The sequence below is a fragment of the Sphingobacterium sp. WOUb80 genome, assembly GCF_050058145.1.
GTDB lineage: Bacteria > Bacteroidota > Bacteroidia > Sphingobacteriales > Sphingobacteriaceae > Sphingobacterium.
In genome coordinates this window covers 2064591-2080433 of sequence record NZ_CP165617.1, presented here as the reverse complement: position 1 = coordinate 2080433, position 15843 = coordinate 2064591, and the positions used below count along the sequence as shown (strand labels likewise).

Annotated in this window: 16 protein-coding genes; 7 read left to right on the top strand and 9 right to left on the bottom strand. The window is 44.3% G+C overall.

Annotated elements, in window-relative coordinates:
- From AB1Z56_RS08560 to AB1Z56_RS08535, 6 genes are all read left to right on the top strand, one after another.
- Complete coding sequence (locus AB1Z56_RS08560) at window positions 1–1146, top strand: alginate lyase family protein (RefSeq protein ID WP_426791716.1); 1146 nt, start codon at window positions 1–3, stop codon at window positions 1144–1146.
- 100 nt (window positions 1147–1246) lie between these two features.
- Window positions 1247–2899, top strand: coding sequence for a DUF6377 domain-containing protein (locus AB1Z56_RS08555; RefSeq protein WP_426791715.1), 1653 nt, complete (start codon window positions 1247–1249; stop codon window positions 2897–2899).
- 48 nt (window positions 2900–2947) lie between these two features.
- Window positions 2948–3400 carry a hypothetical protein gene (locus AB1Z56_RS08550; RefSeq protein WP_426791714.1) on the top strand — a complete coding sequence of 151 codons (453 nt, stop codon included), beginning with the start codon at window positions 2948–2950 and terminating at the stop codon, window positions 3398–3400.
- A 2-nt stretch (window positions 3401–3402) separates the two neighbouring features.
- Window positions 3403–4329 carry a ThuA domain-containing protein gene (locus AB1Z56_RS08545; RefSeq protein WP_426791713.1) on the top strand — a complete coding sequence of 309 codons (927 nt, stop codon included), beginning with the start codon at window positions 3403–3405 and terminating at the stop codon, window positions 4327–4329.
- A 4-nt stretch (window positions 4330–4333) separates the two neighbouring features.
- Window positions 4334–6820 carry a glycoside hydrolase family 9 protein gene (locus AB1Z56_RS08540; RefSeq protein ID WP_426791712.1) on the top strand — a complete coding sequence of 829 codons (2487 nt, stop codon included), beginning with the start codon at window positions 4334–4336 and terminating at the stop codon, window positions 6818–6820.
- Between the two features lie 4 nt (window positions 6821–6824).
- Window positions 6825–7628 carry a ThuA domain-containing protein gene (locus tag AB1Z56_RS08535; protein WP_426791711.1) on the top strand — a complete coding sequence of 268 codons (804 nt, stop codon included), beginning with the start codon at window positions 6825–6827 and terminating at the stop codon, window positions 7626–7628.
- Between the two features lie 80 nt (window positions 7629–7708).
- On the opposite strand, the gene AB1Z56_RS08530 is transcribed toward AB1Z56_RS08535, so the two are convergent.
- The 8 genes from AB1Z56_RS08530 to AB1Z56_RS08495 all read right to left on the bottom strand — a co-directional run bounded on the left by AB1Z56_RS08530 (window position 7709) and on the right by AB1Z56_RS08495 (window position 13769).
- Window positions 7709–9193: a DHA2 family efflux MFS transporter permease subunit gene (locus AB1Z56_RS08530; RefSeq protein WP_426791710.1), complete on the bottom strand. Its 1485-nt coding sequence runs from the start codon at window positions 9191–9193 to the stop codon at window positions 7709–7711.
- An 87-nt stretch (window positions 9194–9280) separates the two neighbouring features.
- Window positions 9281–9586: a sensor histidine kinase gene (locus AB1Z56_RS08525; RefSeq protein WP_426792385.1), complete on the bottom strand. Its 306-nt coding sequence runs from the start codon at window positions 9584–9586 to the stop codon at window positions 9281–9283.
- Between the two features lie 26 nt (window positions 9587–9612).
- Window positions 9613–9756 (bottom strand): hypothetical protein, encoded by a 144-nt coding sequence (locus AB1Z56_RS08520; protein ID WP_426791709.1) that lies wholly within the window; start codon window positions 9754–9756, stop codon window positions 9613–9615.
- 160 nt (window positions 9757–9916) lie between these two features.
- Window positions 9917–10909, bottom strand: a complete 993-nt coding sequence (locus tag AB1Z56_RS08515) for an ABC transporter permease (RefSeq protein ID WP_426791708.1) — start codon at window positions 10907–10909, stop codon at window positions 9917–9919.
- On the bottom strand, window positions 10872–11879 hold the full coding sequence (locus AB1Z56_RS08510; protein ID WP_426791707.1) for an ABC transporter ATP-binding protein: 1008 nt from the start codon (window positions 11877–11879) through the stop codon (window positions 10872–10874). Before AB1Z56_RS08510 ends, AB1Z56_RS08515 begins: the two co-directional genes overlap by 38 nt.
- Window positions 11880–11894: 15 nt before the next feature.
- Complete coding sequence (locus AB1Z56_RS08505; RefSeq protein ID WP_426791706.1) at window positions 11895–12749, bottom strand: NEW3 domain-containing protein; 855 nt, start codon at window positions 12747–12749, stop codon at window positions 11895–11897.
- Window positions 12750–12956: 207 nt separating this feature from the next.
- Window positions 12957–13247 (bottom strand): hypothetical protein, encoded by a 291-nt coding sequence (locus AB1Z56_RS08500; protein ID WP_313265467.1) that lies wholly within the window; start codon window positions 13245–13247, stop codon window positions 12957–12959.
- 75 nt (window positions 13248–13322) lie between these two features.
- On the bottom strand, window positions 13323–13769 hold the full coding sequence (locus AB1Z56_RS08495) for an Hsp20/alpha crystallin family protein (protein ID WP_426791705.1): 447 nt from the start codon (window positions 13767–13769) through the stop codon (window positions 13323–13325).
- Between the two features lie 774 nt (window positions 13770–14543).
- Here AB1Z56_RS08495 and AB1Z56_RS08490 point away from each other — a divergent pair.
- Window positions 14544–14870, top strand: a complete 327-nt coding sequence (locus tag AB1Z56_RS08490; RefSeq protein ID WP_426791704.1) for a hypothetical protein — start codon at window positions 14544–14546, stop codon at window positions 14868–14870.
- 44 nt (window positions 14871–14914) lie between these two features.
- On the opposite strand, the gene AB1Z56_RS08485 is transcribed toward AB1Z56_RS08490, so the two are convergent.
- Window positions 14915–15826 carry a helix-turn-helix domain-containing protein gene (locus AB1Z56_RS08485; RefSeq protein WP_426791703.1) on the bottom strand — a complete coding sequence of 304 codons (912 nt, stop codon included), beginning with the start codon at window positions 15824–15826 and terminating at the stop codon, window positions 14915–14917.
- Between the last annotated feature and the right edge of the window lie 17 nt (window positions 15827–15843).

Sequence of the window (15843 nt, the reverse complement as noted above, 5' to 3'; positions counted from 1 at the left end):
ATGAACAAATTGAAAAACAAAGTATTGCTCGGTCTCCTGTTCGGGGTACTTCTTATGGGATGTAAAGAGGGGAATGGTGGAAGCGGATTTGTACCAGAAACGGCCATTAGGAAACCTACTCCTCCAACAGTGATAAAAGATGGCCCTTTTGCGCATCCTGGTGTGTTAAACAGCGCCGCGGCGTTGGATCTTATCGCACAGCAGGTGGATCGTAACGATCCCACGCGGACGGCTGCATTTAAAAAAGTTACGGATTTTATTGCTTCAAAAAGCTATCCGAATTCGTTTTATGCTATAGTCGCTGTAGGGTCTAATGGGCACACCAGTCCGTCAAAAAGCCAGATACGCTCGGATTCCGAACTAGCCTATGCCTATGCACTCAAGTTCGCTAAAACGGCGGATCTAGCCGATGCAAATAAATGCATAGGTATTTTGAATGGTTGGGCTTCAACATTTAAAAAATACGAGATTATTGATGCAACAGATAATGTCAATCAGCCTGCCCTGGAGACTTCTTGGACAACGCCTACTTTTGTGGCAGCAGCAGAAATTATCCGCTATTATAAACCGAAAGGTGTTTCGGCCAATTGGTCGGCGACAGATATTAAACAATTTAGTGATTATCTCAGTTTAGTGAAAACCTATATCGACAAAATACCAAATTATAAAAACAATTGGAATGTTTCTGCAGGTTATGCGCTTATGACCATTGGGATATTCCAAAATAATACGAGTGTCTACGCGAATGGAATAGCAACATTGAAAACCGTTATGCCTTTGGTTATAAGCACCGATGGTACGATGCCTGAGCTATGCGACCGACAAGATTGTGTCCACTATCAATATTCCCTCACAGGCCTGACTTATGCAGCGGAAATAGCTTCTATGCAAGAAGATAATTCACTCTATTCGGCCTTACAAAACAGGATATCTGCAGGATACGATTTTACTCGGAAAGCCTATAACCGCACAACAAGCTGTGTCGTATGTAGCGCAAGCAGCCCAATGTTTCCGGGTATTGAAGTCGCGTTAAAACACTATGGCACTGGAAATATGCAATCACTGCGGGATCAGCAGGCTCCTTTCGGTATTCCTAATGACAATACTTTTCTTGGATTTACGAGCTACACACATTTTAAAATATAAGTACGGCAAAACACTTGTTTTTTGTTAAAATTGTTATATTTAGTTCCTCAAACCTGCCTGTGTATGACACATGGTCTTGTGATGTAAGTAACCAATTTTTATGAAAACAAACCTATTGATCGTTATATTTTGGATAGTGAACGCTGTTGCTTGTTATGGACAAAGTGAGGTGGACTCTTTATTGCATCTTCTAGACGGGAGGATTAGGGACAATGCACTGTTTTTGCGCCAGAAAGAGCAAAGGATACAAGGGTTAAAAATTCAACGTAATGCGCTAATACGGACCTCTGATAAAGGCTACAATTTTAATTTTGCACTTTTTAATGAGTATAAAAACTATGTATCTGATTCTGCTATACATTATCTCAATATAAACCGAAGAATTGCAGAAGAATTAAAGGACAAAAACAAATGGAATGAATCTACAATTGCGTTAGGAAACCTTTTTGTCGGGCTGGGTATGTACATGGAAGCTTCGGAGCTATTGAAAGCTGTTAAGGCAAATGAATTGAATGATGATCTTAGTGTACCTTATGCAATTGCTTACAGAGAACTTTACCTTGGAATGGGAAAGTACACGCAACATACAGAGGCGAGAAGTACTTATTGGGCGCAAGCTAATCGTTTTAATGATACCGTGCGCGATCTTACACCAGAGGCGTCGGAAGAGCATTTGCGCATTGTAGAGAAAAAGTTTAGACTGAAAAAGCAATACCTCGATGCACTGAAGATCAATGATCGCCGCCTGCAGCTTACATCACCTGACAAACCTGGTTATGCGCTGGTCACATTCCATCGTTCATTGATCTATAGGGAATTGGGGGACATCGCAAATGAAAAGAAATATCTGGCGCTGTCGACCCTGTCGGATATACAGCTTGCGATCAGAGATAATGCATCTATATCCGTTTTAGCCAATTTGTTAATGCAGGAGGGGGATATCAATAGGGCCTATCAGTATATCTGTTTCTCCCTAGAAAATATCAAGGCCTATAATACCAGGATCCGGAGCTCGGAAATCCTCAATATTCAGACGATCATCGACAGTGAATATCAACGTAAAAATGAGCAGAAAAGCGAGCAGCTAAAGGGACTGCTTCTACTGGTTTCTGTTTTGTCGGTATTGCTGATCATCTCTGTGCTTTATGTATATAAGCAACTGAAGAAAGGACGGGCATCAGCGCGCAAATTAGCTGCTGCAAATGCAGATCTCGCTACTTTTAATAGCAAACTGCATGATATGAATACGGAGTTGGCCAGTCGCAACTTAGAAGTAGCAGAGGCCAATCATATTAAGGAAGAGTATATTGCTTATTTTTTGAATGAATGTTCCATTTATATATCAAAGTTGGATAATTATCGAAAAATGGTCAATAAAAAAATGCAGGAGCGGCAATATGAAGAACTTGCCCGGATAACGCGGGATAACTCATTGACGGATGAGGAACTGAAAGAATTGTTTGCAAATTTTGATAAGATGTTTATCAATCTCTTTCCGGATTTTGTGGATCAGGTGAATGCGCTGTTGTCCGATGAAGAACAGATTGTTCTCAAAAGGGGGGAAGTGCTGAATACGGAATTGCGCATTTTTGCACTGATTCGTCTGGGAATTGTAGACAGTTTGAAGATTGCCAACTTTTTTGGCTATTCCATCAATACGATCTATAATTATCGAACGAAAATGAAAAATAGATCCCGTGTAGCCCGGGAAGATTTCGAAGTTAAAGTAAAGAAAATAGGTGCCTTTATGTGAAGTGCAGTCTATATCTTTAGGTGAAATGTAGTCTATAATCGATTAAAAATGAACTATAAACAGATTTTATACCTCGTGCTGTTTCTGCTGCTGGCAAAGACTTCGCAGGGCCAGTTTATAACGACTGAACCTACTGGTTGGGACCGTTTTCCGCCGGAGGTCCAAAAGCCCGGATTTGGTCTCCACAAGAGTTTGCGTGTGCAGATGGACGATTCCGCTGAGCTCGAGGATGTTTTACTTTTTACGGCTGACAATGGTCATTATCCCTATTTTGATATTTTCAAGTGTTACTACGTGATCATCGGTTATTACTCGAAAGAAATTAAACACGTCAGCGACATAACGGTTTCTGATCAGCGGGAGCTGCTGCTGGAGGATAGGAATAACGATGGAAAATATGAATTATACCGGCGTTATATGAAGGATGGGCAGTTTTCTGTGGACAAAAATGGAAATAATTTAAAAACGAAATGGCAATTTGATCGCGTAGAATGGAAATAATAATGAAATACTTCAGTCGAATAGCGATGCTCTTGACCCTGTTGTCATTGGCTTGCACCTCACTATGGGCACAGCAGAAACACAAAGCCCTTATTGTAACGGGACAGGATGGCGCCCATTGGTGGAAAGGGAGCACAGATGCAATAGAAAAGATACTCGAGCAGAGCGGCCTTTTTGAGGTCGATGTTGCGGTAAGTCCGCCCTTCGGTCAGGATATTGCTACCTTTCGGCCTGCCTTTGGCAACTATAATCTCGTGATTGCCAATTATGGGGGCACCACCTGGAGTAAAGCGGCGCAAAAGGATTTTGAAGAATATATGGCCAATGGAGGTGCTTTAGTCGTTATTCATTCGGCAATCGTCCCCATGGCGGATTGGCCAGAATATAATAAGATGACCGCATTGGGCGCCTGGGATGGAAGGGATGAGTCCGTGGGTCCCTATGTTTACTTTAAGAATGACCGGATCGTATACGATTATAGCCCCGGACCGGCAGGGCACCATGGCTTGCAGCATCCATTTGATGTGACGCACAAGGCCGTGGAGCATCCTATTTTGAAAGGACTGCCAACGGTTTGGAGTCATTTTAAAGATGAACTTTACACCTACCTCCGCGGGCCGGCACAGCATATGGAAATTTTGGCAACAACCGTTGATGATACACGTCCGCAGGGAATCGGACGCGAAGAACCGATCATGTGGACGGTTAATTATGGAAAGGGCAGGGTGTTTGTGACCGTGATGGGACATGTCGGCAATGATCCTGAACTGCGTTATTCCATGGAATGTACCGGTTTTCAGGTCATTTTACTGCGGGGCTGCGAATGGGCCGTGACCGGAAAGGTAACACAAGCTGTTCCAAAAGATTTTCCAAGCAAGGGCGTTCAAACGTTTAGAAAAGAATTTAAGGCACCCTTTCATGCGAAATAGGCTAATGAATACGATTTTATCATCATCGATCGGTTTGCTGTTTGTGCTGTGCTCGGGCAAGGCGATGGGGCAGACAGCAAAACTTACCGCAGATGGGAAACTGAATGATGCGATCTGGAATACGGGTATCTTACATCGTCCATTGCCCTTAGATACAACAGGATCACTGGAAAATCTTGGCTGGAAAAAAAAGGTCTTACTACGGCATCAGCCCAAAGGAATCACTGATTTCGTCAACTGGAGGCAGGAGGGCGTGGGTAAAATTTCTTTGACGAGGAAGCCGGGTGAACCCAGCTCCGGCCAGGTAAAACTACAGGTGCCTACGGTCCGCAAAGACTGGGCCCCGGGAGCGCCCACAGATGGCGATTATGCAAACTATGGCGGTGCCTCGGCCGTATTTGAGGTTGGCGGAGAAAATTGGGAAAAATACAACCGCATTATTTTCCGAATCTATCCCGATTGTGAGGGTGGTCGCAACCTGCATTTAAATTTGCATTATTACAATGATGGTAAACAGAAGATTCCAGATGAATATTTTAGGGAAGGCACGCATGAAATAAATTTGGTCAATAGAACCTGGAATACCTGTTTTTTAGAAATCGGCGATTTGCCTCGGGATCGTATTACGCGTATTGCTTTCGGCGTTCCAGGCTTTGGTAAAGACCGTGTTACCGGCGACTCCTTAAATTTTTATATCGATGGCATCGAACTGCAGCAGGTGGAAAACCCCGAACGGATGCTGGGCTGGGAACCTGCAGCGGGACGCATTATTTATTCATCCACAGGATACGATCGTTTAGGCGAAAAAACAGCTCTTTTAAAGCGTAGTGAGCAGGGGAATGCTTCGTTTCAGATTGTTCGGGTTTCCGACAATCAAGTGGTGTATGCGGGAAAAAAGAAAAAGGTTCATACGTCTATCGGCGAATTTGATGTGCTGGACTTTAGTGATCTCACAACGGCCGGGCAGTATAAAATTAGGGTGACGGATCTTGAGAGCTTGCCTTTTACCGTCGGTGATAACATCTGGCAGAATTCGGTATGGCGGGTACTTAATTTTATCTTTTGTGAACGTTGTGGACACCCGGTGTCGGAAAAGCATGGCTCCTGTCATGCCGATATCGGAGCCAGTTTTGAGGGACTTAGACTCGCCTATAATGGCGGCTGGCATGATGCAGGTGATCTTTCACAACAGAGCCTGCAGACAGGGGATGTCGTATTCTCGCTATTGGAAATGGCCAATAAGGTGAAAAATGATAATCAGGCACTTTATTTACGGCTTATGGAAGAGGCCGAATGGGGCATAGATTTTATATTGAAAACCCGCTTAGGGAAGGGGTATAGGGCGAGTAGTGCCGGCATTGTCATCTGGACAGATGGTCTGATCGGAAATAAGGATGACATGAAGGCGCGTGTACATGACAGTCCTTTTGATAATTTCTTGTTTGCGGCCTACGAGGCCTATGCGGCCATGAGTATAACCCAGGATCCGGCTTTAAGTGAGAAACTTAAAAAAACGGCCATGGAGGATTTTGATTTTGCAGTGGCCAAATGGCGGGAGAAAGGTTATGATCATTTTCCGATATTTTGGGAGCATAGCTATGCGACATCCGAAAGTCAATTTATGGCGACAGCATCCTGGGCGGCGAGTCAACTGTATAAATTGACAGGGCAGGATAGATATGCACAGCATGCAGCCGATTTCATGGACGAGGTATTGTTGGCACAGCGCAAAGAACCTCTAGGAGATGCCGATGGTCTCAAAGGATTTTTCTATCGGGATAAAACGCAAAAGGTGGTCGTTCACGCGAATCATCAATCGCGGGAGCAGGTGTATGCTCAGGCATTGGTCACGCTAGCAGAAGGACAACCTCATCATCCTAATCAATCGCGCTGGCAGCAAGCATTGCATGCCTATGGCGATTATCTACTCCAGATGATGAAGTATACCGCTCCTTATGGCATGGTGCCCGCGGGCGTTTATCGTATCGATGAGGATCAAGACTCGCTCAGCTTTCAGCGACAGCATCTTTTTGCCGGTAAAAAAGCAAAAGAGGATTATGTAGACCAGCTTAAGCAAGGTGTTAAATTGGACGAAGCGTATTATTTAAAACGTTTTCCAGTCTGGTTTTCCTTTCGGGGCAATGCGGCAATTCATTTGAGCCAGGGTAAGGCAGCAGCCCTATTGGGCAAATATTTAAAAAATGATAAGCTGTTGCAGATCGGCAGAGAACAGCTCTATTGGACGGTCGGTAAGAACCCTTTTGGCCAATCATTGATTTACGGCGAAGGAGCCAATTTTGCGCAACAATACTGTCCGCTTCCGGGGGAGATGGTTGGTGAGATGCCTGTCGGTATACAAACCCGATACAACGAAGACGTTCCCTATTGGCCGCAGGCCAATAATGCAACCTACAAAGAAGTCTGGATGACCACCGCTGGAAAATGGCTTTCGCTAACAGCGGAATATCAACCAGAAGAGCTAAATAGATGATATTATGATAAAACAAGATCTAAACCGAAGGATTTCGACCTTCCTATACCGAAATATTGTCGCGCTGTGGCTATTGGCAATCGGAACAATCCCCTGTTTAAATGCACAGACTAAACAGGTATTTGATGTATTGGTGCTTACTGAAAGGGGCGGACAACATGCGTCTTTTACTGACGCAGGATTAGCATGGCTGAAGGAGACCGGTGAAAAAGAAGGCTTTCGTCTGACAGAAATCAATACTACTGAAAAGATGACAAAAGAATATCTGGTCAAGTTTAAGGTCATTATACAGCTGGACTATCCGCCTTATATGTGGACGAAGGAGGCAGAAAATGCATTTATAGATTATATAACGCATGGCAAAGGTGGATGGGTAGGATTTCATCATGCCGGACTGCTGGGGGAATTTGACGGTTACAAGATGTGGGATTGGTTTTCCAATTTTATGGGCGGTATACGATTCAAAAACTATATCGCTAAAACGGCATCCGCTACGGTCTATGTAGAAGATTCAACACATCCCGTTATGAAAGGCGTAAATCAGCATTTCCTAATACCAAATGATGAGTTTTACACCTTTGACAAAAGCCCGCGTCCGAATGTTAAGGTATTGGCTCATGTCGATGAGCGTAGTTATCAGCCCGTTTCTGATATCAAAATGGGCGATCATCCGGTTATTTGGAGCAATACAGCTGTGAAAGCGAGAAATGTATATTTTCTGATCGGTCACAGTGGATCGCTATTTGCCTCCAACGATTTTAAAACGATGTTCACCAATGCTATTTTGTGGGCTGCAGATGGTAAGTAGTAGAGTTAGATGTCCCGTACGAGTACCACCGTAGTTTGGCCGCAGCCCGAAAAGTGTATCCCAAATATAGGTATAGGGGCTTAAGCGGCCTTCTGAAGTTCTTTTTGTGACGGCAGGCCCCTTAAATTTCTTCCGTCGCTCGGATTAATTTTGAAATATTCGATCAAGGATAGCAAGGACAAGGCAGCAATTAACTGTAGCGCCAGACTAAAATCCCGCATCTGATAAACGGTATCCTGATAGTAACTGCTTGCCAGGTGAAGTGTCACCGCGCCTAGGGCGATCCCCATACCAAGCGCCATTTGTTGTGCCGTATTATACAGCGTATTCGCATTGCTCATCTGCTCATTGGGTATGTCTGCATAGGCCAGGGTGTTAAGGCTTGTAAATTGAAGCGACCGTGTAAGTCCGGAGAAAAAGAACACAATTGCTATAAGCCAGATCGGTGTCTGCAAGGAAAGCAGGGAAAGGCCGGCCGTAAAAAATGTTAAGATAATACCATTCCCGATTAAGACTTTACGGAAGTCAAATCTTCGTGTTATCCATATGGCTACAGGCTTCATGCTCATACTGCCCAGCATGTTAGCCATATAGAGGAGGCCTGCATGAAATGGGCTCAGTCCAAAACCCAGCTGTAACATAAGTGGCAGGATAAATGGAGCAACATTGATCACCATACGGGTAATCGATCCGGAATATACTGTAACCCGGAACGTCTTTATTTTGAGGATACTATAATCGATCAATGGATACCTGATACGTCGGGAGTGCCACACCGCAATAGCCATCAGCGCAAAGCTTGCCACGATGGTAACAAGTGGTTTGGTATAATCTCCTTTGGCTGCGCCGATCATTTCTGTCCCCAGCATAATGCCCGCGAGACCTATACCGCTGATAAAAAAACCGACAATATCAAGTGGACGGATATTTTCAGATTCCATTGCTGGAATAAATTTATTCACTGCCCACAGCGCAAATACGCCAAACGGTATATTGATAAAGAAAATCCAGTGCCAGCTAAAATAGGTTGTAAAAAATCCCCCCAGCACAGGTCCGATAATAGGACCTAACAATCCAGCCCAGGCAATATAACCGATCGCATCTACCAGATCTTTCTTTGCAGTATGTTTTAGCACAATGAGACGGCCGACCGGCACCATAAGTGCTCCGGCTGTGCCCTGGCAGATACGCGCTATCACGAAGGCTGTTAAGTTGGTACTCAGCCCACAGGCGATCGACGAAAGTATAAATCCGATAATTGCCGTATTGAAAACTTTTTTTGCACCGTAGCGGTCGGCAATCCAGCCGCTGATTGGAATAAATACAGCTAGCATGACGGTGTACGAAGTAATGCCCGCACTGAGGTGTACCACATTGCTCTCAAAATCATGTGCCATTTTGGGTAAGGCCGTGGATATCGCTGTGGTGTCGAGCATCTCCATAAACAGGGTGCCACCAACAATGAGCGATATGAGGCGTGATTCTTTCTTCATTTTGCTCTTCTTCAATCCCGAACGGGATACATTTGCGACAAAAGTAAACCTATCTAAAAAAAGAAAAGTCATTTAAAGGCAATTAAATGACCAACATGCCCGCGTATCTGTCTTCCGAAAAGCCCAAGAAAAGAACTTATAATATTGACGATATTTAGACTACTGAGCGGGAAGCCACACCTTAAATGTGGTTCCGCCTGCTGAATTGTTCTCCACAGCGATATGTCCATGATGCAGTTCTACAATTTCACGGCAGAGATAAAGGCCTATGCCAAATCCAGAGATTGTTCCGACCCTATCTTTTCCTGCCCTGTAAAATCGTTCGAATATCTGATCTCGGTCTTCCGCAGCAATTCCCATCCCTTGGTCGCTGACGAAAATTTCTATATCCTGATTTGCCGTGGCCAAATAGCCAAATGTAATTTGGGTTCCTAATGGGGAATATTTAGCTGCATTTTCTACCAGGTTTTGGATTACCTGTGCAATCTTATTCAGGTCAGCATTAATGGAGCAGCCATTACACGTTCCTGATCCTGTTCTACGATGGAAGAAATAGCGGCAGACAAATCCAATTGATCTTCATCGGCCAAACCGAACCATAACTTTAATAGCGCATTTCCGGAGAAAAGGTTCACCTCAGGCTCATAATAGAATGTCGCAAGCTCTCTGGCACGAATAGCCTGCCTGCTAAATGACCTAAAAGAGCGCGCTGAAAAGAGGATAATAAAGGCGCACGAGAGCGTGCGCCTTACAGTTTATGAGTGCAGTTGTAACAAGCTGCTTTGGCGAAAGCGCTTAACTTCTGATTTCCCTCCGCATGAAAATGTAATAAGACCAGGCAAAACAGATCATCATGGCTGCGCTGAGTCCACTGACCTGTGGCCAGACCATCAGAAAACTTTCCCGAAAGGAGAGTGGCGAAGGGATGGCACCGACCATCTGTTCCATGGAAATAGGACCAAGGCTGCGTACAGAGGGCATCAATAGGGTAGTCGTGGCATCGGTATAGAGCTGGCTCGGTGATAACCGGAGCAGATTTAAGATCAGCTCATTATAGCCGATGTATTCCTGCTCTGAAATATAATTGGGATTGGGCAAAAAGGGGCGTATTGCTAGATTGACCAGGATAGGAAAGAATACCGTAAAAAACAACCAGACGCCGATGGCGGTAAGTGCTGAGGTGGCCGGCTGGCGAAAGCGGATCGACAACAGGATAGAAAGGCTCAGCCAGAAGGCAACATAGAGCACACTGATCAAGGTAAAACCGAAGATACGCAGCAACTCCTGGGGTTCTATCCGAACACCGGTACCCAGGAGACCGCCGCCTATCATCAGCATGACCAGCGCAACAAATAATGTACCTACCACGGCCAGTGGCGCCAGAAATTTGGCGAACAGCAGATTGTCGCGGTAAATTGGTTGCGCCAGCAAACGGGTGAGTGTTCCGTTGTTATATTCTGCATTGACGGCGTCAAAACCCAGGGCTATGCCCAATAGTGGCGCCAGAAAGTTCAGAAAAACATGAAATGGCGGAATGGAATTGTCCGTTATGGTCAGTAGCTTAAGATAGAGAAAAGACTGATCGGGATCGCGCATATTGCTGACAGCGTCTTTGAGTCCCATGGATGAAACATAGAGGGATGCGCCGAAGGTTAGTACGATAAGCAGGATCAGTATAATAAAACGCCAGCTGCGGATATGTGCCGCAATTTCTTTGCGGACCAAAACCTGCATCGGAAAGGATGGCCGTTTATTGGTATCTTTTGAAGAAACCCTTAGATTTTTCATAGGCATTATCTATAGTTATGCTGTTCTCAAAATAGGTATTATAAATATCGTCGAGCTGGTAGTCGTTGCGGCTCACGGAAACAATATCCGCGCCATTGTTTACCAGCATGCGTACTGCCATTGCAGTCGTATCGTTGTCTGTCTTTAATTCGATCGTAAGTCCGTTCACGGTAAGATCACGGAGTCCGGGCAGGGGCTTTAATGCTTCTTCAAACCGTTTGGTATCGCCCTGGGCATGGTCAAGGGTAATAACGGTACTGATGCCTTTCTGCTGCTGCAGGTTATGGGCAAGGCTTTCGAGCGATCCTTCGACCAGTAACTTTCCGCCGACAAAAATACCGACCCGATCGCATACACGCTGCACCTGGTGGAGGTGGTGTGAAGAAAGCAGTACAGTAAGGTTATGTTCCTTGCTGAGCTGCTTGATGAGTTCGAGGAATTCGTCAACACCCTTGGGATCAATGCCCAGCGTAGGTTCGTCGAGGATAGCAACCTCAGGAGCCTTGATCAGCACTTCGGCCAAGCCTAAACGTTGTTTCATACCACGGGAAAATGCGCCGGTTTTTTTATGCATTTCCTTCTCGAGCCCCACGACATATAACATGTCTTTTGCGGATGCTTGCGCATCGGATTCCGAAAGGCCATTTAATCTGGCAATGAAGCATAGATTTTCCAGCGCTGTCATATCCGGGTAGAAACCTACATTGTCGGGCAGGTAGCCAACTTTTCGTTTCACTGCGATCGGATTGCGCGTGGCATTGTAGCCACAGACATAGGCAGTGCCGGCCGTGGGTTCGGTCAAGCCTAGCATCATCAGGATGCTGGTTGTCTTTCCGGCTCCATTGGGGCCGAGCAGGCCAAAGATCTCTCCGGGATAAATATGCAGGTCCAACTGGTCTACGGCGGTTACTTTGCCATAGCTTTTTGTCAGGCCTGTCAATTGAATGATAGGGTCCTTCATGATGATCATCTTTTTGTAAAGCCCCTATCTGCGGCCGTATTTGCGGATGAGAAAATACACCAAACCAATGGCCAATACGATGACAAGCATGCCGATCCAACCAGAAAGCAAAGATGTCTTCACGATCATACGGAATGAAATGTCGGCGTTGCTATTGGATGACTTAATCTCAAATTTGGAAGCATAGTCACCGGCAATAGTTTTGTCGGGAACTTTTAGGTTGACTTTGACGTCAATAGATTTACCTGCTTCGAGCTGTTTGATGTTCGACGGATCGAAGCTTGCCTCCCATCGGCTGGGTAATTGGGACGTCAGTTCCAAGGCATTGAGTGGCAGGGTGCCCGTGTTTTTGACTTTAAGCAGAATTTCCTTGGTACTACCTGATACGACTTCGTCGCTCAGCCGTCCGCTGGGGGTGGTCAACTCAAGGGCATAGGAGCCTTTGACTACAGCTTCGAGCTCAAGTTTTAAGGTATCGGTTGGGGATATAGCCCGTATTGGAATTTTATATTTATCCGGCTTGGCCGTGATCGGACAGCTGATTTCAATGCCGATTTCCTGGGCTTTATTGGGCTGCATCTGCAGGGAAGTCACCTGCGAGCCTTCTACGCGGTAGCTAATCTGCCATCCATCAGGCAGCTGGGCATTCAGGTTGTAATTAACCAATTGAGCGAATCCGTTGGTCAAGGTCGTTGTATAACGAAAGGGTTCGTTGCTAGGTGCTTCAATATTGATCAACCTCGCTTCGAAACCGGATTTGATGGGCTTCAAGGATTGCCCCGATAGATAGAAACTGTTAGCCAGCACAATAAGTGCGATAAGAAATGGCCTGAAAGAAAAACGTCGGTCTGTTTTTGTAATTAGTAATTCTGTTAACATGATCCAATAACTAAAATTTATATTTAAATAGAATATTAGCTTTTAAAAAATGTCGGTTTGGGCAGCAGGTGCCTTTTTGAAAAACCGTGCCCAAATTAAAAATCAATTTGATAAAAATCAAGGCTTAGAGAAAAATGATTGTAAAAAAAATGTGTTTAAATGGTCTATAGGCAGATAGCTTGTGTTGTATGCTGAAGTGCACTTCCCTCAGTCAAAGTTTACTGAGCGGAAGGTCTTCTTGATGATAATCTTGGTATTCTCGGCCAATTCATCCAGTGTACAGTGGATGGATCGTAATTGTGTCCTCTGAATTGCAGCGTCGCTTAGAAGAAGATTGATGCGAAGACGTCTGCTGTCTGAGGCTTCAAGTTCACCGCGCAGTTCATCAAACAGTTCATGAATAATCTTTTCGCAGCTTTTTTGGTCAAAACTGGCGATAGTGATGTATTGTCCGTGGCTGTACATCTGTAATTCAATATAGTAATTCGAGGTTTTCATAATCTTAGCGTTAAAGACTGAAAAAATAGATTAGCCTCCACGGGAGGCTAACCATTAAATTTGCTATTTGGATCTTTAGGATATTTCGATCATCCGCGGTTCTTTCTGTTTGGCTTCTTCTTTTTTGGGTATGGTCAATCGGAGCATACCATTTTCGTAGCGCGCCTGAATATTGTCCTGATCGACAACCTCTTTCTGAAGTTCAAAACTACGCTGGAAAGATTGGTAGCTAAACTCCCGACGTGTATAGTTGTCTCTATGTTCCTCGTTTTCTTCTTGCTTAACCGAAGATATGGTCAAGAGATTGCCGTCTAATGTCACCTTGAAATCGTCTTTGGCCATGCCCGGGGCAGCGACCTCCACTTCGAAGCTGTCTGCGTTTTCCTTGATGTTGACCGCAGGAACGGTGGTACTTGTTGATGAGTAATTTTTGTTGTCCCAGTTTAAAAGCTCACGGTTAAAATTATCAAACATGGGCGAAAAAAGTGAAAAATTGTTCCAGTTTCTTTTTGCAAGTTTCATAGTAACCTCCTTTTAATGAAGTATAACAATAATTTAAATCTATCAGCCGGCCGACTGTATTAAGGCCTGTACAAAAAAAATACCGAGCTCAAAAAACTGAAATTTTTGCAGCAAAACTGTCAAATTTTACCTGATAAATTGACAGAAATTTCATTATCGCTTCTTCTCTAGATGGATCCTACAAGTTTGAGCCTGTACCGACAAACCGCTAATTGAAATTTTTTCAAACGATGTTCAGCTCAATCTTGTCCTTATAATAATCCATTTGATGGATAACTTAGTTAGAAAAGACCGGGCTTTTCAGAGGTTTCTGGTCTTTTCTTTTTGCTGGAAGCTATGGACTTTGATGGCCCATAAAAGCCATAGGGAAGAGACAAAGGAAATGAAGCGGCCTTCCATCCAATAGATTGATTATTTTGACATGGCCTCCAGCACCTATAAATGCGACCTAAATGCAGTCCAGAAGCTCCGAAACTCGTTGTATTTACATTACTGAATTTTACAGACTGGGACATTTGGATTTTTACTCGGGAAATTAAAGGTCATTTTGCCATCCTTGATTTCCTAAACTATTTTAGGCTGCCCGCTGTTCTCAGAATAATTGAACATACATGTTATAAGCAAGATTGAAAACAAAAAGAAAATCATATGAATGGATTCAATAAAGATATGCTGAGCGGACTGATCGGTGCGCTTGTACTCAATGTAGTTCATGGCATCGCCAAAAGGTTTGATAATGAAGCGCCTGAAGTCGATAAGGTAGGCGCGGAGGCAATGCAAAAAACAGTGCGTTTTGCCGGATTTAAACCGCTAAAAGGCAACGGGTTGGTGGCAGCAACTTTTGGCGCAGACGTAGCTTCCAATGCCATGTTATATACCCTCATCGGCTACGGCGGTCAGAAAAATCTGCTGCTCAAAGGAGCAGTGCTCGGAACAGTGGTAGGCCTGGCGACATTGACCATCCCTGAGCAGGCAGGTCTGGACGCTACGCCTATAAAAAAGACCGACCGCACCAAGTTGATGACCGTGGCCTGGTATGTGATCGGAGGTTTAGCCGCAGGGATGGCCATGAAAGCATTTGGGAAGCGCAGGTTTCTTTAAATGTAACACACAATTCGCACTAAAATTTAATGTATACTGTTTTGTCAGTTAAACGATTGTCTGAACGCTAAAGGTGAAACATTGGTTTTTTTCTTAAACAGTTTGTTGAACGATTGTGGATGTTCAAAACCGAGTTTATAGGCAATTTCAGCCACGGAAAGGCTTGTTGCCGTGAGTTGTTCCTTGGCTTCTTCAATTAACTTATCATGAATGTGCTGTTGCGTGTTTTTACCGGTAACTGAACGTAGCAAATCGCTTAAATAGCGCGCTGATACATGGAGGTTTTCAGCTAAATACTCTACGGTTGGAAGCCCTTGTTTTAATGTTTCTTCGTTGCCGAAATACGCATCCAGCAATTTTTCCAATTGGGTGAGGAGCGTATGGTTAACAGCTTTGCGGGTAATGAATTGACGCTCATAGAAACGATTGCTGTATTGCAATAGCATTTCAATTTGCGACAAAATAATACCTTGGGTATGTTTGTCGATATGCTGATATTCTCTTTCGATTTTAAGAAAAATTTCTATAATGTCTTTTTCTTCGCGTTCGGAGAGATGTAATGCTTCGTTAAGAGCATAGGAAAAGAAATTGTAGTTTTTTATCTCGGTGGCGAGTGGGTGTGTATACAAAAAATCAGGGTGAAATAGGAGCATGTAACCTTTTCCGCATTCGGTATTCATCTTTCTGATTTCAGCAATCGTCAACGATTGAATCTGCTTGGGCGCAATGAAATTCATTGTTCCTTTGTCGAAATCATAATACTGTTGTCCGTACTTTAATGTTGCAGTAACGTCTTTTTTAAGCGAAATACTATAGAAATTCACGCAGAACTGCGCCCAGATGTCGCTTTCATCGGGCTTTATTCCAGCTACATCTATGACACTGACGAGCGGATGTAAAGGGGCCGGCAAGGACAATTGCCGATGAAATTCGGATATGGAGTTGATCGTATGCATCCTGTTTTTGTTGTACA